This is a genomic window from Streptomyces sp. NPDC051172 (assembly GCF_040682555.1).
Lineage (GTDB): Bacteria > Actinomycetota > Actinomycetes > Streptomycetales > Streptomycetaceae > Streptomyces.
The window spans coordinates 1-21,245 of record NZ_JBFBBE010000076.1 but is presented as its reverse complement, the minus strand read 5'-3'; the positions used below and the strand labels follow the sequence as shown (position 1 = coordinate 21,245).

At 69.1% G+C, this 21,245-nt stretch carries 21 protein-coding genes and 2 pseudogenes; 15 read left to right on the top strand and 8 right to left on the bottom strand.

The window, feature by feature from the left end:
- Positions 1-220: 220 nt before the first annotated feature.
- From AB0N07_RS34310 to AB0N07_RS34300, 3 genes are all read right to left on the bottom strand, one after another.
- Positions 221-1,747 (bottom strand): LacI family DNA-binding transcriptional regulator, encoded by a 1,527-nt coding sequence (locus AB0N07_RS34310; protein ID WP_365841874.1) that lies wholly within the window; start codon positions 1,745-1,747, stop codon positions 221-223.
- Between the two features lie 27 nt (positions 1,748-1,774).
- A complete protein-coding gene (locus AB0N07_RS34305; protein WP_365841872.1) occupies positions 1,775-2,152 on the bottom strand; it encodes a helix-turn-helix domain-containing protein in 378 nt (125 codons plus the stop codon).
- Positions 2,153-2,283: 131 nt separating this feature from the next.
- Entirely contained in the window at positions 2,284-2,796 is a 513-nt protein-coding gene (locus tag AB0N07_RS34300) for a helix-turn-helix transcriptional regulator (protein ID WP_365841870.1), read from the bottom strand.
- Positions 2,797-3,091: 295 nt separating this feature from the next.
- On the opposite strand from AB0N07_RS34300, the gene AB0N07_RS34295 reads away from it, so the two are divergent.
- From AB0N07_RS34295 to AB0N07_RS34275, 5 genes are all read left to right on the top strand, one after another.
- Entirely contained in the window at positions 3,092-4,369 is a 1,278-nt protein-coding gene (locus AB0N07_RS34295) for a DUF3631 domain-containing protein (protein ID WP_365841868.1), read from the top strand.
- 211 nt (positions 4,370-4,580) lie between these two features.
- On the top strand, positions 4,581-5,345 hold the full coding sequence (locus AB0N07_RS34290) for a DUF2637 domain-containing protein (RefSeq protein WP_365841866.1): 765 nt from the start codon (positions 4,581-4,583) through the stop codon (positions 5,343-5,345).
- 130 nt (positions 5,346-5,475) lie between these two features.
- A complete protein-coding gene (locus AB0N07_RS34285; RefSeq protein WP_365841865.1) occupies positions 5,476-6,078 on the top strand; it encodes a plasmid mobilization relaxosome protein MobC in 603 nt (200 codons plus the stop codon).
- A 4-nt stretch (positions 6,079-6,082) separates the two neighbouring features.
- On the top strand, positions 6,083-7,783 hold the full coding sequence (locus AB0N07_RS34280; RefSeq protein WP_365841863.1) for a mobilization protein: 1,701 nt from the start codon (positions 6,083-6,085) through the stop codon (positions 7,781-7,783).
- 101 nt (positions 7,784-7,884) lie between these two features.
- Complete coding sequence (locus AB0N07_RS34275) at positions 7,885-8,265, top strand: hypothetical protein (protein ID WP_365841861.1); 381 nt, start codon at positions 7,885-7,887, stop codon at positions 8,263-8,265.
- Positions 8,266-8,336: 71 nt separating this feature from the next.
- Here the strand turns inward: AB0N07_RS34275 and AB0N07_RS34270 are convergent, their stop codons facing one another.
- Complete coding sequence (locus AB0N07_RS34270) at positions 8,337-8,906, bottom strand: flavoprotein (RefSeq protein ID WP_365841859.1); 570 nt, start codon at positions 8,904-8,906, stop codon at positions 8,337-8,339.
- Positions 8,903-10,177 carry a helix-turn-helix transcriptional regulator gene (locus AB0N07_RS34265; protein WP_365841856.1) on the bottom strand — a complete coding sequence of 425 codons (1,275 nt, stop codon included), beginning with the start codon at positions 10,175-10,177 and terminating at the stop codon, positions 8,903-8,905. Before AB0N07_RS34265 ends, AB0N07_RS34270 begins: the two co-directional genes overlap by 4 nt.
- A 176-nt stretch (positions 10,178-10,353) precedes the next feature.
- Here AB0N07_RS34265 and AB0N07_RS34260 point away from each other — a divergent pair, with 176 nt between their 5' ends.
- From AB0N07_RS34260 to AB0N07_RS34235, 6 genes are read left to right on the top strand one after another with little or no spacing between them, the layout of a single operon-like run.
- Positions 10,354-10,788, top strand: coding sequence for an ATP-binding protein (locus tag AB0N07_RS34260; RefSeq protein ID WP_365841854.1), 435 nt, complete (start codon positions 10,354-10,356; stop codon positions 10,786-10,788).
- Between the two features lie 18 nt (positions 10,789-10,806).
- Positions 10,807-12,111 carry a UDP-N-acetylglucosamine 1-carboxyvinyltransferase gene (locus AB0N07_RS34255; protein ID WP_365841914.1) on the top strand — a complete coding sequence of 435 codons (1,305 nt, stop codon included), beginning with the start codon at positions 10,807-10,809 and terminating at the stop codon, positions 12,109-12,111.
- Entirely contained in the window at positions 12,108-13,343 is a 1,236-nt protein-coding gene (locus AB0N07_RS34250) for a metallophosphoesterase (protein WP_365841852.1), read from the top strand. Before AB0N07_RS34255 ends, AB0N07_RS34250 begins: the two co-directional genes overlap by 4 nt.
- Complete coding sequence (gene dcd / locus AB0N07_RS34245; protein ID WP_365841850.1) at positions 13,340-13,879, top strand: dCTP deaminase; 540 nt, start codon at positions 13,340-13,342, stop codon at positions 13,877-13,879. The genes AB0N07_RS34250 and dcd overlap by 4 nt, the downstream gene beginning before the upstream one ends.
- A complete protein-coding gene (locus AB0N07_RS34240; RefSeq protein WP_365841849.1) occupies positions 13,876-14,412 on the top strand; it encodes a deoxycytidine triphosphate deaminase in 537 nt (178 codons plus the stop codon). Before dcd ends, AB0N07_RS34240 begins: the two co-directional genes overlap by 4 nt.
- The gene (locus AB0N07_RS34235) at positions 14,409-15,530 is read left to right on the top strand and encodes a glycosyltransferase family 4 protein (protein ID WP_365841848.1); all 1,122 of its coding nucleotides are present in this window, start codon (positions 14,409-14,411) and stop codon (positions 15,528-15,530) included. The genes AB0N07_RS34240 and AB0N07_RS34235 overlap by 4 nt, the downstream gene beginning before the upstream one ends.
- 35 nt (positions 15,531-15,565) lie before the next feature.
- On the opposite strand, the pseudogene AB0N07_RS34230 reads toward AB0N07_RS34235, so the two are convergent.
- Positions 15,566-15,718: pseudogene (locus AB0N07_RS34230) on the bottom strand (phosphotyrosine protein phosphatase); the annotation flags it as partial.
- Here AB0N07_RS34230 and AB0N07_RS34225 point away from each other — a divergent pair.
- Positions 15,711-15,998: pseudogene (locus tag AB0N07_RS34225) on the top strand (glyoxalase/bleomycin resistance/dioxygenase family protein); the annotation flags it as partial. The pseudogenes AB0N07_RS34230 and AB0N07_RS34225 sit on opposite strands and share 8 nt — an antisense overlap.
- A gap of 164 nt (positions 15,999-16,162) precedes the next feature.
- Complete coding sequence (locus AB0N07_RS34220) at positions 16,163-17,206, top strand: serine hydrolase domain-containing protein (RefSeq protein ID WP_365841846.1); 1,044 nt, start codon at positions 16,163-16,165, stop codon at positions 17,204-17,206.
- A gap of 136 nt (positions 17,207-17,342) precedes the next feature.
- On the opposite strand, the gene AB0N07_RS34215 is transcribed toward AB0N07_RS34220, so the two are convergent.
- The gene (locus AB0N07_RS34215) at positions 17,343-18,293 is read right to left on the bottom strand and encodes a helix-turn-helix domain-containing protein (RefSeq protein WP_365841844.1); all 951 of its coding nucleotides are present in this window, start codon (positions 18,291-18,293) and stop codon (positions 17,343-17,345) included.
- Between the two features lie 70 nt (positions 18,294-18,363).
- Between AB0N07_RS34215 and AB0N07_RS34210 the strand changes: the two genes are divergently transcribed.
- The gene (locus AB0N07_RS34210; RefSeq protein ID WP_365841842.1) at positions 18,364-19,206 is read left to right on the top strand and encodes an alpha/beta hydrolase; all 843 of its coding nucleotides are present in this window, start codon (positions 18,364-18,366) and stop codon (positions 19,204-19,206) included.
- A 39-nt stretch (positions 19,207-19,245) separates the two neighbouring features.
- Here AB0N07_RS34210 and AB0N07_RS34205 read toward each other — a convergent pair whose 3' ends face one another.
- Positions 19,246-19,839 (bottom strand): TetR/AcrR family transcriptional regulator, encoded by a 594-nt coding sequence (locus tag AB0N07_RS34205; protein ID WP_365841839.1) that lies wholly within the window; start codon positions 19,837-19,839, stop codon positions 19,246-19,248.
- A gap of 119 nt (positions 19,840-19,958) precedes the next feature.
- Here AB0N07_RS34205 and AB0N07_RS34200 point away from each other — a divergent pair, with 119 nt between their 5' ends.
- Complete coding sequence (locus tag AB0N07_RS34200) at positions 19,959-20,606, top strand: peroxiredoxin-like family protein (RefSeq protein WP_365841837.1); 648 nt, start codon at positions 19,959-19,961, stop codon at positions 20,604-20,606.
- The last annotated feature ends 639 nt before the right edge of the window (positions 20,607-21,245 follow it).

Genomic DNA, 21,245 nt, shown 5'->3' with positions numbered 1-21,245 from the left:
CCCTGCTTCCCACCGTGGGTTTCCCGGACTTCGCTCCGGAGTTCCATACGCACCGCGTCCATACGGACAGGCTGACCCCGTAGCGCAGGAAGTCCTTTTCCTTGAAACGGTGGACTCCCGCGGGCATCTGCGCGAAGACGTCCCGGTCGAGGCTGCCATCCCGCTCGGCCGCCTGCTCCAGCAGGGCACTGCGGCCGGCCCTGACCCACGGTCCCGGCGGTCAGTGTCCGTCGGCGACGAGTGCCGCTCGTGCGCGCAGAAGATCGTTGAGCGCGCGCACCGGCGACGTGGGGCACATCGCGAGACGGGCATCGAGTGCCGCTTCCCACTGCCGGGTCAGGCCAGCAACGAGACGCCGGCGCATGCCGACGGTGACGTGGGCATAGCGTGCCGAGACCGAGCCGTCGATGTGGCCCATGCGTTCGTCCATGAGGACCTTCTCGGTGCCGAGGTCCTCCATCATCGTGCGGTGGGTGTGGCGCAGACCGTGAGGTGTGAGGCCCTTGGCGATCGGGAGCCAGCAGGCGTCCGCCCGAGCGGCGGCGCCTCGGCCTCGGGCTGGGATGCCCGGCCACGGCTCGCCGAGGATGGGCACCGGACGGGCCTCCTGGGGTGCCTTCTTCGGGTACCAGCCGGACACCGCCGGGGTGAACAGCCAGGTGGCGAAGCCGTTGCGGCGCCAGTGGGCTGCGTGCTCCGACGTGGCACCGCCCCGAATGAACCCGAGCTCTGCGATGGCGAGTTCGACCCGTACGCGGGTGTCCTCGTGTACGCGGTCGGGGTGGTTGAGGGCGTTGGAAACCGTCCCCGTGGAGACCTCGGCACGGCGGGCCACGTCGACGAGCTTGGCGCCCTGGTGACCACCGGTACGAGCCGCGCCCTGGCCTCGGAAGACGTACGTCCTGCCGTGGCAGGGGCAGGGCGTCGGCTTCGTGCGGGCGATGTGGTTGAAGACCAGGGCGGACAGCCAGTCCGGCGAGTCGATGGTGCGGTAGCTGTCGTCCTTGGGCGGGCAGCGCACCAGCTCGCCGGTGTCCAGCTCGTACAGCTGCCACTCGACACGGAACGCGTCTCGGCGCACGAACTCCGTTTCCAGGCCCACGATTTCGCCCCATCGCGTGCCGGTGTAGCCCTTGAGGGCCACGGCGATGAACTCGTCGTCGCGGCCGGAGAGCAGAGCCCCGCGCTCGGCGGTGAGCAGGATGCCGAGGGCATCGGTGACGACCTTCTCCGGGCCTCGGTCGCGCGAGCGGCCGGCGCGCTTGCCACGGCCACGTCGCCTGGCGGCCGGGTTGGACGTGAGCAGGCCCTCGTCGATCGCGTCCTCGAAGATCAGGTGGAGCGTGGAGCGCCAGGTCTTCACGCTGGACGCTGCGTACGCCGCCCGCTCCTTCTTCTCCCACAGCTCAACGTCCGTGCGCAGGATGCCGGCCAGCGCCTTGTCCTCGAAGTCGGGGAGCAGGTGCTCCTCGATGTGGCGGCGGTAGTTCTGCATCGTCGAGGCGGCGAGATCCTGGGCGGCGTACCAGCGGCTCGCGTACTCGCCGAAGGTCTCCTGGCCGAGTGCCGGGTCGCGCCAGTCGCCACGCCGGTACTTGTTCTCTGCCTCGCTCGCAGCGCGCTGGGCCTCGCCCTTGGTGGCGTACTTGACCGGCTTGCCGTCCTCGCCGACGACGGTGAGGTGCTTGCCGGGCGAGACCTTGTAGCGACCGCGCCAGTAGTTTCCGCGCTTCTCGCCGAAACCCATGTATCCCTCCCCTGCTTCGTCGTCGTGCTAGGCCGCAGTCCCGAACTGGCTCTGGCGCGCTCGGCGTGGTGGCCGGGCGCGGAGACGAGCCGTGGAAGCGGCGGGCGACGAAGGGAGCTGCGCAGCAGGGGTTTTGGCGGCAGGAGCCGCTTTCACCGCTCGCTGCTGCGGGAGAGCCGGGCGAGCCTCGTTCATGCGGATGATCTCCGCGAGGTGCTCGTCGGTGAAGCGGTAGGAGCGTCCGACGCGGGTGAACGGGATGAGCCGGCGGCGGGCACGGTCCTTGACCCACCAGGCGGAGCAGCCCAGCACGGCGGCGACTTCCTCGGGGACGTAAAGGCGCGGTAGGGCGACCTCAGCGGCCGCAGTCGGTGCGGAGGCAGGAGGTATTGCGGGTTGGCGCAAGGAGTGAGTCCTCTACAGGTCGTGGCGGTCGTGGGCGCGGCAACGCCGACCCGCCGGTCGATCGCTAGGGATGAGGGTGAGATGCCCGGCCAGGAGGTTTGCGGGTCCAGGTCGGGAGCAGGTGCCGGAGGTTATGCCTCGTCGGTGGCGTAGCCGTCACCGACGCCGGGCGGGGGACCATGCATCTTCAGCATGGTCTTGTTGGCCTCCTCCGCGATGGCGCTCTGGACCATGAGGTCGGCTTCCTCACGGATGTCGGGGTGTTCGGCCAGGTAGGCGTCGAGCGCGTCACGCGCCTCCGCGAAGGCCATGTTGGCTCTCTGAGTCGCGCGGAACGCGTCCACCACCTCATCGATGAGCTCCATGGCGCGGGCCTTGGCCGCCAGCTGCGGCGGCCCGACGAGATTACGCAGATCGATGCCGAGAACCTCGGCGAAACCGATGGCGTCATCGAGGTTGATGCGGCGCTTCCCGTTTTCGATCCGCCAGACCGCGGACGGGTTCATCTCGAAGCCGGCCTCGTTGAGCCGGTCGGACAGGGCGTTGGTGCTCCAGCCGCGCGCTTCGCGCTCCACCCGGATGCGGGTCGCGACGTTGGCCTCGCCGCTGAGCAGGACGCCCCCAGACGGTTCTTCCTCCGCCATCGGCGCCTCCTTCCGTTCGTAGCGATGCACTGCGGTTTGCAGCACAGCCTAAACAGTAGCATCGCTACTGCGAGATGCAAAACACTTCTGCGATCTGCAATTCGTGTGGCATAGTGATGGCACCCCCACCCCACTGACCTCAGGAGTCCGCACGCCCGCACGCGACATGAAAGAAGCCCCCGGCGATGCCGGGGGCTCAAGCGCAAACCTCTCAACCGCCATCCCTAGCGATCAACCTGCGGAGACCGGGATTGCCGTCCCATATGGCCCGCAAGCAGAGGAGCTGATGCCCAGTATGACCGATCCCCAGCCGACTACGCCATCCCTTCCCGACCACGCCGCGACATCGTGGCCTCCGGTTGCTGTACCCGGCCAACCGGCTGGCTCCGCCACGCCTCCCGCCGACGAGGGCTCCGCCGAGACACCCGCAGCTGTGCCCCTGCCCGAGGGGGCGCAGATCCTGAACGACCTGCGGGCGCAGATCAAGCGGTACGTGGCGATGCCGAGCGAGGAGGCGGTCACGGCGGTGGCACTGTGGGTCGCGGCGACGCATCTGCAGCGTGCGTGGCAGCACGCGCCGCGTCTGGCGATCGTCGCGCCGGAGAAGCGGTGCGGTAAGTCTCGGCTGCTGGATGTGGTGACCGAGACGGTGCACAACCGGCTGATCACGGTGAACGCGAGCGCGGCGGCGATCTTCCGGTCGATCGACGGAGAGGATCCGCCGACGCTCCTGGTCGACGAGGCCGACACCATGTTCTCCACGACCAAGGCCGCGGAGAAGAACGAGGAGGTGCGCGGCCTGATCAACGCCGGGCACCAGCGTGGCCGGCCTACGCTGCGGGTGTCCGGGCCCGAACACCAGGTACAGGAGTTTCCGACCTTCGCCATGGCCGCCCTCGCCGGGATCGGCGACCTGCCCGACACGATCATGGACCGTGCGGTGGTGATCCGGATGCGCCGTCGCGCGGCGGGCGAGAAGGTGGCCTCCTTCCGCACCGGCCGCGACACCCCAGCCCTGAACGCGATCCGCGACCGCCTCCACGCCTGGCTCCAGCCGCTCTACGAGCAGGCCATGGAGATGGAGCCACCCATGCCGGTCGAGGACCGCGCAGCGGACACCTGGGAACCCCTGGTCATCATCGCCGACCTCGCCAGAGGCGACTGGCCGGTGCTGGCCCGCGCCGCCTGTCGCACCATGACCGACTACGAGGCTGGCCAGGACGAGGAAGGCGGCCTGCGCACCCGCCTCCTGGTCGGCATCCGCCGTGCCTTCGCCGCCGTCGGCGACCCGGCCGTGCTGAGCACGAAGCACCTGCTGGAGTCGCTAAACGCGGACAGGGAAGCGCCGTGGGCGGAGTACGGCGCCAACGGCCTGACCCCGCGTGGCCTGCAGCTGCTCCTGAAGCCCTACGGCATCAGCTCGGCCAACCGTCGCTTCCCCGACGGCACCCAGGCCAAGGGCTTCGCGCGCAACCAATTCCTCGACACTTGGGCCCGCTACTGTCCCGAGCCCACATCGGCTGACCTGCCTGAACGGTCGGCGGCCGAGCCGCTGCCCGGCACCGCGGCCTGACTCGACTCCACTCGCATCACTCGTCCCCGCGCAGGTCAGCGCGGGGACGAGTGAGAGAGCCGCAACGAGTCGAGTCGACATCACCACATCACTCGTACCTGCCCTGACCAGGCACGCAACGAGTGGTACGAGACGTCACGCCCCACGGCGGCCATGCCCTGCCCTCCCCCTGCGCCGCAGCCGCCACCCCAAGACACCTGGAGCTACTCGCTTGTTCGCACGCATCGCCGCCATACGCGGCACCGACCTGATCCGCCTCGGCATCGCCCTGCTCGCCGTATTCGCCTTCGCCCTCTCCTACGACGCCCTGCGCCAGATGGGAGTCGCCATCCACATCCGCGGACTGCTCACCTACGCCTTCCCACTCGTGATCGATGGGTTCATCGCTGTCGGCGTCGGAGCTCTGCTCATGCTGCGTACCGCACCCTGGTACTCCCGGCTGTACGTGTGGCTGCTCGTCGGTGTCGCCACGATGACGAGCATCTGGGCCAACGCCGTACACGCTGTCCGCCTCAACGAGCAGGCCCGTCATGGTGATGGGCTCCGTCTCGACGACGTCACCGTCGGCGCCTTGTCCGCCATCGCCCCGCTCGCTCTGGCCGGTGCCGTCCATCTCTACATCGTCGTCCACCACCACCCCGCGCCCCGCTGCCCCGCCTATGTGGCGCGGGACTCTGCCGACGTGGCTTCGGACACGACTAACGTGGCTGAGACCCCTCAGCCCCCTGGTGCCCCACAGGATCACGAGCCCCGTGAGATCTCTCCCGAACGGCTCGCCCTCGCGCGCACCGCGCCACTCGGGCGCAAGGGCCGCGCCTCGCGCCGCCACATCGAAGCCACCTTCCGCAGCAGGGACTTGACCATCGGCAGGACGGAGGCGGACAAGCTCAAGGACACCCTGCAAGCCGAGCTCGACGCAGCCGCCTCCGAGCGGCCGCAGGAACTCGAAGCGGTCCCCGCCAGCACTGCCGCTTAACCCCTGCGTCCACGCCGGTCGCCCCGCCTCCGGGCTCGACCCGTGTCCCCCGTGCAGCCAGGCACGGGGGACACGCGGGCCGGCGTAGCGATGCACCCCGACGCCCCAGCACCCCTCGGAGAACCAACCCATGCACGATCCGCACCACGAACTCCCCATCCACCAGCAGGTGATGAACACCGGCCTCAACAGCGCAGCAAGTTGTCGGGTAAGGAGTCCTTACCCGCCCTCCGCCCCGCAGCGGGCGGAGGCATCCGGCGCCGAGGCGGCACCGGAGTCGGCCGGCCCAGGGGAGCCGACCGACGAAGGGAGCAGCAAGTCGTCGTCGAAGCTGTCCACGTCACCTGCGCCTCGTCGTCGTCTGCGTGACAAGCAGTTGCGCGAGCGCCGCGTGCACCCCCGCTACAACGACAACGAGTTCGCCCTCGTCCAGCACGCCGCCGCATTGAGCCGCATGGCGCTTGGCGGCTATGTGGCCGAGTGCTCGCTCGCCGCCGCCCGCTCTGACGACCCCACCGCAGCCGTCGCCGACTACCGCGCCATGATCAAGGCGCTCATGGCCGCCAACGGAAAGCTCGGCCAGATCGGCGGCAATCTCAACCAGCTCAGCCATCACCTCAACAAGGACGGCGCCTGGCCCCACCCCGCCACCGTCCAACGGCTCCTGGACCACGTCGAGGCGACCGTCGCCGAGCTGGACACTGCCATCGCCCAGGTCACTGAGGGGCGGTGAGCGGGTGATACCCAAGATCATCCTTAGCTCGGGTCCGTATGCCACGCGTCGCACGATCGGCTACCTCTTCGGCAAGGGCCGGGCCAACGAACACGTCGACCCGCACCTCGTGGCGTCCTGGAACGACTTCGCCCCCGACCCCGGCCGCAGCCCCCACCGCGATCCGAAGGACGCGATGGCCCAGCTCGTCGCCCAACTCGACCAGCCCGTGAAGATGCTGGGGGACAAGGCGCCCAAGGACACCGTGTGGCACTGCCCCGTCCGTGCCGCACCCGAGGACCCGATCCTCACCGACGCCCAGTGGGCCGACATCGCCCGCCGCATCGTCGCCGCCGCCGGCATCGCCCCCGACGGGGACGAGGACGCCTGCCGCTGGGTGGCCGTCCGTCATGCAGACGACCACATCCACATCGCCGCCACCCTCGTACGGCAGGACGGCCGCCGCCCCGAGCGCGGCTACGACCAGCGCGCCGTCCAGCGCGAGGCCCGCAAGATCGAAGTCGACTATGGGCTCCGGCGGTTGAAGCAGGGCGACGGAACCGGTGCCAAACGGCCCACCAGCAAGGAGCACTTCAAGGCCAAGCGCCTGGGTCAGGACGCCGCCACCCGAGATGTCCTACGGCTGCGGGTTCGCCGCGCCGTCGCCGCGGCGTCCGACGAGACCGAGTTCTTCGCACTGCTGGAGGCAACGGGCGTGACCGTACGCCTCAAGCTCGGCCCCTCCGGCGACGCGCTCGGCTGCAACTTCGCCCTGCCCGACGACACCAACGACAAGGGTGAGCCGGTGTTCTACGCAGGCTCCACCCTCGCCCCCGACCTGTCCCTGCCCAAGATCCGCAAGAGCCTCGCCACCACAGGCCCTGAGCCGGCCGCTGTCCGGGCGGGAGACCCGTGGCACCAGGCGACAGCCGCCGCCGAACGCATTCCCCATCACCTCTTCCGTGGCGACGAAAGGACCGCTCAAGGCCAACTGGTGGCGCTCGGCGCGACGCTGGACCTGCTCCCGATCACCGCGCCGGCCGCGGTGAAGGCGGAGCTCGAACAAGCCGCCGTCGCATTCGAGCGCGCCACCCGCTCCCGTATCGCGGCCGACTTGGACAGCACCCGAGTCCTGCGTCGCAGCGTCCAGGCGATCTGGCGGGGTGGGCCCGGGGACGGCGACGGGTCCGGGTTCGCGATGCTCCTGAACACCGTGCTCACGGCGGTGGCGTTCGCGATGCACTGGCACCGCACGCACCAGCACGCCCAGCAGGAAGCAGCGGCCGAGCAGGCCCTCGTTCACCTGCAGATCGCGTACGGGCAGATCGCCGAGCCAGTCCTGGCGGGCCTCGCACAACGCGCCCCGAGCCTCCAGATGAAGCAGCGCTTCGCCCGCCACCTCCAGCAGGCGGTCCCCGAGCACGCAGAGCGCATCCTGGACGACCCCGCCTTCGACGCCCTCGCAGCCGTGCTCGCCCAGGCCGAAGCCATCGGCCATGACACGGCGACCCTTCTCCGCCAGGCCCTCGGCCAGCGCACCCTCGACGATGCCCGCAGCCCCGCCCGCGCCCTGACCTGGCGCATCCGCCGCCTCGGCGAGCGCCATGCCCCCAGCCCTCGGGCCCAGGCAGCCAAGGCCCGCAGCGCTGCACAAGGTCACGGCGCCCCAGTCCTCCCGATGGCCGTCGCCCCACTTCAACCGCGGTCATCGGCGCACCGGCGCTGACGAAAGAGCGCGGAAGATAGCCGACGATCCCCGGTTACCGAAACCGGGGATCGTCCGGAGCATTTGTGCCTCAACCCCGAACTCCGGAAGGAATCCCTTACATGCCCTCGACCGAAATCCGACCGCACATCGTCGCCCTCCTGTGCCACTCGGACTTCAAGCTCCGGTCCGACACCAACACCTGGACCCACCGCTCCGGACGCCCGTTCACCGAGGAGGAGCAGGCAACGGCCCTCTCGGCCACCAAGGCCGAGTTCGAGGAGTTCGGCGCACAGCACCAGCGCTACATGGAGTACCTGTACGCGAAAGAGGGAGGTCCCGACACCCTGCAGCGCTTCCTCGCACCGTTCATGGAACGGCTCATCGAGAAGACCCTCGGCAACGCCGTCGACCTGATGAATGAGGGCGATCAGGCCGAACTCGATCGCATCCTCGGACTCATACTCGACCCGGCTCGTCCCTTCACCCCGTACGCCTTCTGACGTAACGCGGCCAGAACCGGCTGGCAGCCACTCGGTGGCCGCAGCAGGCACCACGGGCACGGCTGCGCCGATCAGGCCCGTGCGGAAACCTCGGGAGTGAGCAGCTCCAGCGCCTCCTCCCAGCGGTATCGGTCGGCACCGCCCCCGACCTTCGGCTGGTGAGGCTCGTACGAGCCAATCAGGACGCCCATCTCGCGCAGCACGTCGAGGCTGCGTGCGTACGCGGGGTGGGCGGCCTGGGCCCGGTTCAGGTACGGGAACACGGCGATCGGGATGTCCATCCCGTATGCCTCGCACAGGATGCCCAGCGCCAAGGTGTCGGAAATTCCCGCAGCCCATTTGTTGATCGTGTTGAAGGTCGCCGGCGCCACCGCGATGGCGTCGGCGGGTGGCAGCGGACGCGGGTCACCGGGCAGCCGCCAGGCCGAGCGGATCGGATAGCCGGTCTGTGCCTCGACCGCCTCGGTATCGATGAAGCCGAGGCCCTGGGGGGTGGCGACGACGCCCACATCCCAGTTCGCCTCCTGGGCCGCAGTGATCAGCTTGCCGACGTCACCGGCGATCCCGGAGGCGCACACGACGACATACAGGAAGGGCTTCTTTTTGGTCGGTTCGGTCTGTCGGCCTGGCTGATCACTCACGCGGGGACTCCCAGTTGGCGGCTGAAGCGGTGCAGTTCCGGCAGCGTACGGCGGCGGTCGCGGGCGGCCATGTCGGCCACCAGCTCGCGGACGGCCGGTCGGCGGATGTCCTGGGCCGCGCAGCTCTCGGCGATGCGCAGGGCCTGGTACCCGTCGGCCAGGCGGCCCTGCTGGCTGTAGGCACGACCGGCTTCGATCCACAGGGCGGCGCGGCGCTCGGGGACCGGGATGTGGCGGCGCATGAGCGGTCGGGCGGTGTCCAGGGCGACGCCCGCGTCGCCGAAGACGACGGCCGCGCTGAGTCCGTGCAGGGCCACGTTGGTCGGGCTGAAGTTGGCCCAGGCGTCGGGACTGTCGAGCGCGACGTAGCGGGCGACTTCCTTCGCCTCGGTGAGGAAGTCCTGGGTGGCGGAGCGGTCACCACCGCTGCTGGCGGCGGTGACCCCGCGCAGGAGCAGCAGTCCGAGCGCCGCGAGATACCTCGGGGAGCGCTGGTCGTACGAGCCCGTGAGCTGATCGGCAGTGTGCCGGACGAGGGTGACGGCCTGGGCAGTGTGGCTGTCACGGGCCAGAGCGTGGGCGTGCACGCGGACGCTGGAGGCGAGGACGACGGGATCGCCGGAGCGTTCGGCCTCGGCCATCGCGCGTCCGACCGCGAGCCAGGCGTTGCCCTGGTCGCTCTGTTTCAACAGCAGGCTCGCCGAGGTCTGGTACGTCGTGGCGAGGAGACCGGACAGGTCGCTCGAGCCGGGGTCTTCGTTGATGGCCTGGCGCAGCTGCCCGATCAGGACGGGCAGCGCGCCCTCCAGCTGCGTGTAGTCGCAGGTGCAGAAGAGGCGGCGTACGCCTGCGACTTGGTCCTGCAGGCCCTGTAGGTCCGGTACGGGTTCGGCGGTCACACGGGCCGTTCCGGGCAGCAGAGACTGGACCAGGTCCTGGTGACTGTTGTGCGGGGTGACGGTCGGGGCCGCGAGCGCGGCGATGCCGGCGGCGAGAACGGTACGGCGGCGCATGTCCTCAGTCTCGGGATCGGAGGGGCTGATGTCCGAAGCGGTGGCGAGGCCGAGGCGGTGCGGCGGAATTGCCAGCACCCGCGCGACCTCGCGCAGCATCCGGACGTCCTCCGTACCCCTGCCGCCTTCCAGGCGGCTCACCTTGGACTGGTGATAGCCCAGGGCCAAGGCGACGTCCTTCTGTGATCGCCGCTGTAATACGCGTGCCTGGCGGATCACTTCACCGATCCGTCTCGCCTCGCTGTGTGCGTCGGCCATCTGTGCCACGGCTCCTCCTGCCGTCGCCGATCCTGCCTGCTCAACCGAGCGTAATAGAGAGGCAGTTGCCCGTGATGCAGCTCCTGCATAGACGATGCAGCACCGGCACACGTCCTGGTTCGAGGGGCTCGTGAGGCGGTTGCGTGGAGTGGCCGAACCGATCCAGGAGGCCGCTCATGCAAGCGCACCAAATCCGGATTCCCGTCTGCGGCACACCTGCTGGTGCCACGTCCGCGCGCCGGGAGATCGCGGAGGGGATACGAGCTTGGGGCACCTCCCTCAGACCCGAACTCCTGGACGCAGCGGAGCTGGTCGCCTCGGAGCTGATCACGAACGCGGTCCGGCACGCGCACGACGGCCCGATCACCGCTGGCGTCGACCTGGACGGCCAGGCGCTGCGGATCGCGGTGATCGACACCAGTGCCGACATCCCCGAGATCGCCCTGCCAGATTCCGACGCGGAAGACGGACGCGGCCTGTTCCTCGTCGCCGCACTCGCGGATCGCTACGGGTTCGACCCGCTGCCTTCCGGCAAGCGCTGCTGGGCCGAGTTCGAGTTCAGCACTTCGCTCCTCCCCACCCCAACACACCGTCCCTCGCAGAGGAGTTAACCGTTGCCAGCCCTACGAATCCCCCCAGTCGCCGCAGAAGTAGTCGCCGTACGACCGAGCATTCCGCTGTTCGGAGCCGTGACCGTCGACGGATCGAAGAACGCGGCCCTTCCCCTGCTGGCCGCCGCGGCGGCCATGCACCGCTCCGTGCACCTGAGCAACGTCCCCGCGAACACGGACGTCGAGACGATGCTCACCCTTCTCCAGCAGGCCGGTTGGCACGCGGCCCGTCCGGTCAGCGATCCGCACACTGTGGCGATCCTGCCGAGCGACAAGCCGCAGCCGGATCCCGATCCCGCCGTTGCCTCCCGGATCCGGGCTTCGTACTACCTGATCCCGGCTCTGCTCGGCACCTACGGACGGGCCCGCCTTCCGTGGCCGGGCGGCTGCGCCATCGGGGAGCGCGGGATGGAACAGCACTTCAAGGTGTACGAGCGCTTCGGTGACCGCTCGACCGTCGACGACCACGGCTACCTGGTGGAGGCAGCCACTGGTGGACGCGGAACGGTGTCGATCATGCTGCCGTTCCGGTCCCGCGGGGCGACCATCGCCGCACTCCTGCGCGCGGTCGTCGCCGGACGCCCGCTGCGACTGGGGCAGCCGAATGTGTCACCCGAAGTCCTCAGCGTCGTAAAGGCGTTGAAGATCGCCAGGTGGGAGTCTCAGGTCAGCGAGAAGGTCCTCACTCTCCAGCCGCCTCCGTCCGCTACCGACGGCCCCCTTGCCTGGACGGTGCCCGGCGACAAGATCGAGGCCGGCACTCTGGCCTGCGCGGTCGCAGTGAGCGGCGGCAACGCACACATCCTCGGCGTACGCCGCGACGACATCGCACCCCTGGTCGTGGCGCTGCGCTGGCTCGGCGTCCCCGCAGACGCCGAGGACGGCACCCTCACCGTCCAGGCGCAAGACGCCCAGCCCACCGGCCGCCCCCTGCGAGCCATCGCCTCCCTGTCCCCCGGCGGCCTGGACGCGGACTTCGAACCACCGCTGATCGCCCTGGCCCTCACTCTCCCCGGCACCCACCTGTTCGCCGACGACATCAACCCCGGCCGCCACGGCAACCTGCTGCCCCAGCTCATCCGCCTCGGAGCCACGATCGACGAGCTGTCCCCCACGCAGTGTCGTTTCGCCGGACCGCAGCAACTGACGGGTGCCGGAGTCGAGGCCACCGACATCCGCACGGGCTCCGCCCTGCTCATCGCCGGGCTCACGGCTCAGGGCGTCACCACCCTCGGCGGCCTGGAACAGCTCCGGCGCGGCCACGCCGACCTGCCCGTCAAACTGCACGCCCTCGGCGCCGACATCTGCGAGGTGATCCCGTGAACCGGCAGCTACGGCAGATCATCGCCACGACCGACGTCCACTCCTCCTTCGACTCAGCCGCCCCGATGCTCGCCTACCTCCACGCCGCCAGGCCCGACAGCCTCATCGTGGACTGCGGTGACTTCTTCGAGGGCAGCGGCTTCTACCACCTCGCGAAAGGCCGTATCGAGCGCGAAGTCCTCACCACCCTGTACGACCTACTCGCGCCCGGAAACCACGGCTGGCCACATTACTTCGAACCGCAGCTGCACCGGATGGCGGTCTGCGCCAACACGACCGACGACAGCGGCAATCCGCTCTTCGACCGTGTACGCATCCATGTCATCGGAGGACGACGAGTCGCCGTCACTGCGGTGATGGGCCCGCAGGCGTTCAACGCCATCCCTGCCGACCAGCGCGCAGGCCACCGCATCAGCAACCCGGCTCAGGCCCTCCGCGAACTGATGCTGGAGCACCACCACCTTGCTGACGCCTGGATGGTGCTGTCCCACTCCGGCTTCGAGGAGGACCTGAAACTGGCCGCCGCCTGCCCGTTCGCGGACGTCATCTTCGCCGGGCACTGCCACAGTGACGCCCTCGGACCCGAGCACGTCGGCGACACCCTCGTAGTCAAGGGACGCGAACTCGGCATCGGATACGCCGCCACCGAGCCCGTCGGAAGCGGCTGGGCAGCCCGCACCGGCCTCTTCCCGAAGGCCACTGCCGTTCCCCAGGACCTCGCCGCGCTGCTGGAAGAGATCTCGACCGTCGGGGAGCAGTTGAGAACCCCCGTCGGCACCGTGGACAGGCCACACCGCAACACACCCCTGGACCGCCATAGGCTGCTCGAAGAGATCGTCGGCCGACTGCACTCCGGCCTCGGCGCTGACGCGGTCATCCTCAACGAGACCGCCCTACGTCCCGTGCAACTCGGCACCACCCTCACCCTCGGCGATCTGCTGGCCATCGAGCCCTTCGGCAACCAGCTCGTGCACGCCTTCCTCCCCGAGCAGCACGTCCAGGACCACACCAAGCTGCTCGACCACCTCACCGAACGCGTCGGCCCCCTGGTCGTCGCCCCAACTCCCCTGCCTCCGGCGATCCGCACAGTGCTGACCACCGACTACCTCGCCGACAGCTACCTCGGCAGTCGAACTCACGAGGCAGGCATACGGCTTGGACAAGCCGTATGCCGCGTTCTATCCACCTCACTCCCCAACTCCGCCGAGTACCAAGAAGGAGGCGAGCAATGATCCTCACCGGGCCTGAGATCAAGGCTGCCGTGGCCGACGGCCGCCTGCGGATCGCCCCCTTCGCCCCTGATCAGACGAACCCCAACAGCTACAACGTCCGCCTCGGTCCCACCCTGCTGACATACGCCGCCAAGGTGATCGACGCTCACCGCCCCAACCCGACGCGCTCGATCCTGATCGGCAAGGACGGCTACGTGCTCCAGCCCGGCGAGCTGTACCTCGGCCACACCGTCGAGGAGGTCGGCTCGGACGTCTTCGTCCCCCTGCTCTTCGGCCGCTCCTCGGTCGGCCGCCTCGGCCTGTTCGTCGAGATCACCGCGCCGATCGGCGACATCGGCTTCCACGGCCAGTGGACCTTGATGCTCTCGCCCGTCCGCCCGCTGCGGGTGTACGCAGGCATGAAGATCGGGCAGGTCATGTTCTTCGTCTCCACAGGTGACGTCGATCTATATCGCGGCAAATACCAGGGGGCTGCCGGCCCGCAGTCCTCCCGATACTGGCGGGACACGGCCCGTATCCCGGCGGTCGCTTCATGATTCTCACGGGCCCGGCCATCGCCGCCGCAGTCAGCACGGGAGCGATCACCATCGCCCCGTACGACCCAGCTCGGCTCTCCCCCAACGCCTACGACTGGCGGCTGGGCGACACGATCCGCATCTGCGACGGCGACTTGGACGCCGCCGCTCCCACCGCTTTCACCGAACACCCCATCCCCACCTCCGGCTTGGTCCTGAGGCCCGGAGCGCTCTACCTCGGCGTCACGCTGGAGAGGACCGGCTCGGAGACGTACGCACAACTGCTCAACGGCGACCGCACCATCGGCGCCCTCGGCATCTGGGTCCACGTGTCCGCTCCACTCGGCCACCAGGGCCACGCGATCCGCTGGACCTTGGAGATCCGGGTCGCCAAGCCCGCCCGCGTCTATCCAGGAATGACCTTCGGCAAGCTCGTCTTCCTCACCACCCTCGGCACCCCGGCCAGCTACCAGCAACAGCGCGCCAAGTACGCGGCCACGAAAGGCATCGACATCTCCCGCCTGTACGAAGAGATCCCCCAAGGAGCGCTGTGAGCCCCGTCGTACGCCCGGCCACGGGTCCGCTGACCGCCACCTTCCTCGACCTCCCAGCCGGTAGCCCCGGAGGAAGCGTCGAACTCTTCCTCGACCTCTACACCGGCGAGAAACCCCTCATCCCCGCGCGGGCCTTCATGCTGGCCCCCACCGGCCCCAGACCCCGTCTACCAGCGCGGCTCGATCTGCTGTCGGTGTCCGGGAAGTGCTTGAATGGCGCCGGCTTCAGCCGCTACGTCGCAGCCTTGCGCCAAGCCCTGGTGGCTGCGATAGATCCAGCGCAGATCGGCGTACTGCACCTGCAGCACCTCACATTCGGCGCCACCCCCGCGTTACTCCGGGCCCTGCCGGCGCACCCGAGGATCGCGTTGGTCCACGGCACCGACCTGCTGTTCGCCAAAGCCCACCGCGATCAGCTCCAAGTCCTGCGCGAGACAGCGAGGGCCGCCGACGCCATCGTCGTACCCACCAGTGCGATGGCCGATCACCTGCTCAAACTCGCCCCGCAAGCCGACCGCCGCAAGATCGTCCACATCCCCTGGGGCATCCCCAACCACCTGCTCGCCGGTCCACCGGCCCGGCCCGCGCGCACGTCGGCCAGCCACCTCCGGCTGCTGTATGCGGGTCGGCTGACCGCCGAGAAGGGTGCCGAGCACCTGATCACCAGCCTGGCACCCATTCCAGGCATCGAGCTGAGCATCGCCGCCCCAAGAGCCCAGTTCCACGCCTTGGCCCCGCTGCTTCAACGAACCAGAGTGCGCGCCCAGTACCTCGGCTGGCTCCGCCGTCCACAGCTGTGGAAAGCCTTCACGGAGCACGACGCACTGGTCATCCCGTCCACCACCCTGGAGGCCATGGGCCTGGTCGCACTGGAGGCCCAAGCCTGCGGCCTGCCCGTCCTGTACCAACCCGTGCCCGGTCTCAGCGAAGTGCTCGCCGCGTCCGGAGTGGCTACCGACTTCACCCACTCCGCCGCGCTCACTCGCGACCTGGATCGGCTGAGAACCGCACCGGGCCTGTTGCCCGCGCTTCGGCAAGCGGGCTACGCGAACGCCGCCCGCTACCCCCTCTCAGCAACCGCTCAGGCCCTGACCGAACTCGGCCAAGCACTCACCTGATCCCACGCGAAATCCCTCCGGCTTCGTGGCAGCGATCACGCCTGCGGCTTCGCGTCGATCTCCGCGATCAGACCCTCGATACGGGTGCGGATCTCATCGCGGATCGGACGTACGGCCTCAGCTCCCTGACCGGCGGGGTCTTCGAGCTGCCAGTCGAGGTACTTCTTGCCGGGGAAGATCGGGCAGGACACCCGCATGGACCACCTCGGCGTAGAAGTCGCCTCCACCGAAGACGTCCACGCCGCCACCACCCGCCTCGCCGACCAAGGCATGAACACCACGGTGGAGAACGACACCACCTGCTGCTACGCCCTCCAGGACAAGGTCTGGCTCCACGGCCCCGGACAGGAACCCTGGGAGGTGTACGTCGTCAAGGCCGACGCCGACACCCCCGCCAAGCAACCCGAAAGCACCTGCTGCACCAGCGCCACCGAGTCCACGGAGGCCGAGGCCAGCAGCTGCTGCTGACACCTGCGACCGGTCCGACGACATGAGGCTGCGAACGAGCTGAGGCTTGGTCGCAGCCTCATGTTGCGCGTGGCGTCACCCGACACCGAGGCGAAAGCGTTCCCCGTTCCTCCCACCCGTGTCACTACGCTGACGACGGGATGCCCACGGCGAACAGGGAGACCATGACGTACCGCACCGATCGCATCGAGCAGCTGCTGGGTGAAGGCGTCCGAGACAAGGTCTACCCGGGAGCTGTGTGGGCTGTTGGTGACGCCGCAGGCATCGGGGCGTCCGGCACGACAGGCGTCCTCGACCCCGACGAGCCGGATGCTCCGATGCGCCGGGACACGGTCTTCGATGCCGCCAGCCTCACCAAGATCCTCGCCGTCTGGTCCTCGATCGGCGCCCTCTGGGAGGACGGCAAGCTCGACCTCGACACCCCGCTCGGCTCGTTCTGGCCGGAGGTCACCGGCCGGCCACTCGGAGCGGCAACCGCCCGACAACTCCTGACCCACACCGCCGGCCTCCCGCTGCGGGCCCAGCTGAAGAACCTCTACGGCGCCGATGCCCAGGACATCCGCGACGGGGTCCTGCACGAAGCCCTGCACCGCCAACCCGGCGATGCCGTCGAGTACACCGACCGGGCCGCCCTGGTCCTCGGCTACCTCGCCGAATATCTGTCCGGCGAGAGCCTCAACCACCTCTCCGTGGCACGGACTTGGCGACCGCTCGGCATGCACTCCACACGCTTCGGACCGCTGCCTATCGAGGTCGCCGTCCGATGTGCGCCGACCGAACTCGACCAGGACACCGATACGCACCTCAAGGGCGTCGCCCACGACTTCTCCGCCCGACTATTGGACGGAGCATGTGGCATCGCCGGTGCCTTCACGGTCCTCAACGACCTCATCGCGTTCCTGCGCTACATGCTGGACACCACGGCCGCCCCGGCACGGGCCGGATTCGGCCCGGCCTGGACCGCAGAATCGCTGTCCGTCCAGACCGGGTCCTTGAAACCCGTACGCGGATTGTTCTGGCACCCCGCCCCCGGCACCGCCCAGGCCGAAGACGTCTGGGTCCATTACGGCTTCACCGGCACTGGAATGTGGATCTCGCCGCGCCAGCGACGATGGGCGGTTCTCCTGACCAACAAGCTCTACTACACCCGCGACCGGCAACCCTTGACGGACATCCGCAATGCCTTTCGTGGGCTCGCCTTCGACTGAGGTGAGGGCTGGGCCGCGGGTCTGGTCACCCCACGGGGCGAGCCTTGTCGACAGCCTGCGCCCAATGGGCATCGACCAGACCAGGGCTTCCGCGCCACGCTCGTCCGCGCGCGTGCGGGAACGCCCAGTTGCGTCATCAGGTTTCGCTGAAGGTGCGTCGGTACGCGCCTGGCGTTGTGCCGAGGCGCGCTCGGAAGCGGCGGCGCAGGTTGATGGCCGAGGCGAGTCCGACGCGGGTGGCGATGGCGTCGACCGGCAGGTCGGTCTGTTCGAGCAGGATCCGTGCCGCGTCGAGGCGTTGGCCGAGTAGCCACTGTCCTGGGCTGGTGCCGAGCTGTTCGGTGAACCGTCGGGCGAGGGTTCGGCTGGACAGTCCGGCGCGTGCGGCGAGGTGGTTGAGGGTCAGTTGGGTGTCGAGGTGGGAGTTGGCCCACTCCAGCAGTGGCGCCAGTGACTCGTCCGCCCTGGCCGGTGCGGGCTGTTCGGCGTACTGGAGTTGGCTGCCCTCCCGGTGCGGCGGCAGGACCATGCGCCGGGCGATCTGGGCGGCGTATGCCGCGCCGTGGTCGGCGCGCACCAAGTGCAGGCACAGGTCGATGCCCGCGCCGGTGCCGGCGCTGGTCGCCACTTCGCCGTGGTCGACGAAGAGCACGTCCGCATCCACCTCTACTTCGGGGAAGGTGGCGGCGAGGCGGGCTGTGCTGTGCCAGTGGGTGGTGGCGCGGCGTCCGTCGAGCAGTCCGGCCTGGGCGAGGACGAACGCTCCCGTGCAGATGGCGACGATCCTCGCCCCGCGCCGGTGGGCGGCCCGCAGTGCCTCGGTGACGGTCGGCGGCACGGTTGCGTCGGGCGGCTGCCGGCCGGGGACGACCACGGTGTCCGCCTCCTCAAGGGCGGCCAGTCCCGATTCGACGAGCATCGCGTAGCCGGCGGTGGTCGGCAGGGGTCCGGGACGCTCGGCGCAGACCCGGAAGCTGTAGCGGGGCGGCGTGTCCTGCGGGGCGGTGGTGAAGACCTCGGAAGCGCAGGCCAGCTCGAAGGGCGATTGCGGCGGGGTGAGCAAGGCCACAACTCGGTGAAGGGGCATGGCAAGAATGTATCTGAGGGTGTCTTTCCAGACTCTCGGCGGCCAGGCCGGCCCGGGTCACAGTGGATCCATGAGCGAAACCACCACCGAAACGACAGCGCTGCGGACCGAGATCCAGGTTGACGGCGAGACGGCCAGCTACCTGACCGTGGAGCAGGACGGCCCTGCCGTGTTGCTGCTGCACGGAACGTATTGGAGCCGGGTCTGGCTCCCGGTCCTCGACCGCCTCGCCGAAGCGGGGCTGCGCCCCATCGCGGTCGACCTCCCCGGACTGGGGCGCTCGGGAGGTGAACTCACCCTGGAGACCGGCACGGTCCCCGCCCTCGCGGACTGGGTGGCGCGCTTCGCCTCCGCACTGAAGCTCTCCGGGCCGATCGCCGTAGCGGGCCATGACATCGGCGGCGCCATCGCCCAGCACCTCCTCGTCCACGATCAGCTGGAAGTGTCCCGGCTGGCCCTGGTCAACTCGGTCACCTACGACTCCTGGCCGGTATCCAGCGTGGCTCGGTTCCGGGACCCTGATCTCGTCGCCGCAACCACCGGCGACGAGATCCTCGCCGCCCGCCGACAAGCCGTGACCACGGCGCTGGCCGGTGCCGCCACCGAGCAACTGATCGCGGACTATCTGGATCCGTGGACCGATGCCCGGGTTCGCCGCTCCTGGATGGCCATGGTGGGCGCGGCCGACAACCGCTACACCCGCGAGGCCGTTCCCGCGCTGCGGCAGAACACAGCGCTCAAGTTGCTGATCTGGGGCGAGGACGACGGCTTCCAGAAGGTGGCATACGCCGAGCGGTTCGCCGCGGAGATGCCGCACACCACACTCATACGCATCCCGGACGCAGGGCACATCCCCACGGAGAACGCGCCCGGCCCGATCGCTCGCGCACTCAGCGACTTCTTCACGGCGTAGCGGCTGAGGCGATAGCCGGTGAAGTCTTCCTGAGGCCGGTCAGGCCCTGTGGACGACGGCGGCGATGGCCGCCGCGACCGTTCGCTGCAGCTGGCCGGCGTCCGCCCCGGCACGGGACCGCAGGTTCACGCCGTGTGCCAGGAGGGCCAGGATGTCCGCCGCGGATTCCGGGTCGGCTCCTGCGGTGAGCTGCTCCTGCCTCTGGGCCGATACGAGCACCGTGTGCAGGGCGTCGCGCAGTCGCCGGTGCTGCCGGTCGAGGATGGCGCGTACCTGGGGGTCGTCGTTCTCGGCGCCCGCGTGCGCGTTGGAGACCATGCAGCCCCACTGGGCGTACTCGCCGGTGCAGCGGGTCTCGATCAGTGAGGCGAAGAACTCGGTGACGGCCGGCAGCCCCCGGTCGTCCTCCTCCAAGCGGCCGAGGACCGGCCGGGAGCGGAGCTGGACGTAGCGCTCGAGGGCGGCGCGGTACAGCTCCTGCTTGCCGCCGAAGGTCGCGTACAGGCTGGAGCGGTTGATCCCGGTCGCGTTCACGATGTCCTGGATGCCGGTGGTGGCCACGCCCTGTCGCCAGAACAGCCGCACCACGGTGTCCAGGGCCGCCTCGGGGGCGAAGTGCTTGATGTCCGGCATGCCTCACCTCGCCATCTTGAACTGATGATTCCAAGATACCGCGCCAGGCATTGACCTGGAGCGCGCTCCAGGCGCTATCTTGAAACAACCGTTCCAAGATAGCTCTCAGGAGGGACCCCATGTCCGTGAACGCCGAACTGCGCGCCTTCTATGCCGACCGCCAGGAGCAGATCCCCGCCGACATCCGCGCCATCATGCAGCGCGCGACCCAGGACCTGACCGCGTCCGGCCAGGCGGACCGCGCCCTGACTGTGGGCGCCAAGGCGCCGTCCTTCACACTGCCCTCCGCCACGGGAGGGGACACCTCCCTGACCGAACTGCTCGCCGAGGGCCCGGTGGTGATCACCTTCTACCGCGGCGCCTGGTGCCCCTACTGCAACATCGCCCTGCGATCCCTGCAGCAGCACCATGACGCCATCACCGCCCGCGGCGCCCGCCTGGTGGCCATCTCGCCCCAGGCCCCCGACGAGTCCTTGTCCCACGCCGAGAAGAACGAACTGGCCTTCGACGTGCTGAGCGACCTCGGCTGCGACACCGCCAAGCAGTTCGGCCTGGCCTTCGACCTTCCGGAAGACCTTGCGGCCGTCTACGCCGGCTTCGGTATCGACCTCCACCGCTCTAACACCGGCCATGCGCGCACCCTCCCCATCCCCGCGACGTACGTCATCGACCAGGACGGCACCATCAGCTGGGCCTTCGCCAACGCCGACTACACCACCCGCGCAGAGCCGGCCGAAATCCTCGCCGCACTCGACGAGCTCCACTGAAAGCCCATCAGCTGCAACTCAACGGCCCGGGCAGGGAAGCGCACCCGTGAGGACTTACTGTTGCAGGTCAGGACGTTGTCGACCCGGGGCAGTACAAGCGCGGGCGGATCTCAGAGCGTCAGATGCGGCGCACACCGGTGAGTCGGCCCGCGCTGCTCTCGGGCAGCGTGCGTCGGGGCACGGGAGCTGACGAGGCCGATCCACCAGATCGCGGATCCGACCCAGTACACCGGGTCTTGTGCGTCGGGGCGGGCAGGGTCGTTGAGATGGTCCGGATACAGGGGCGCCTCCGTAGGCTCGGTGGGTAAATCTCCAGCGGAGCGTTGTACGTTGACATGGCTTCCGGCTCCGTACCAGTCCTGTTCGGCGACTGTCCTGTCTGCCACGGGCGAACTGGCACGCTGGGAGCCGTTTGGGAGCCGACTTGCTCCCGAAGCCCCTTCCAGACCACGTGAAACCGATCGAGGCCACGCCTCTGACCAGGGGAAATGTCATCCTCGCAGGCAAGATCAGCAACCGAACCTCATTCGGGACGAAGAGGTCGTGGGTTCAAATCCCGCCACCCCGACGCCGTATTACCAGGTCAGGGGCCTGTTGCACTCAGTGGATCAGGGCCCAGTCGGGTTTGTGGAGATCGGG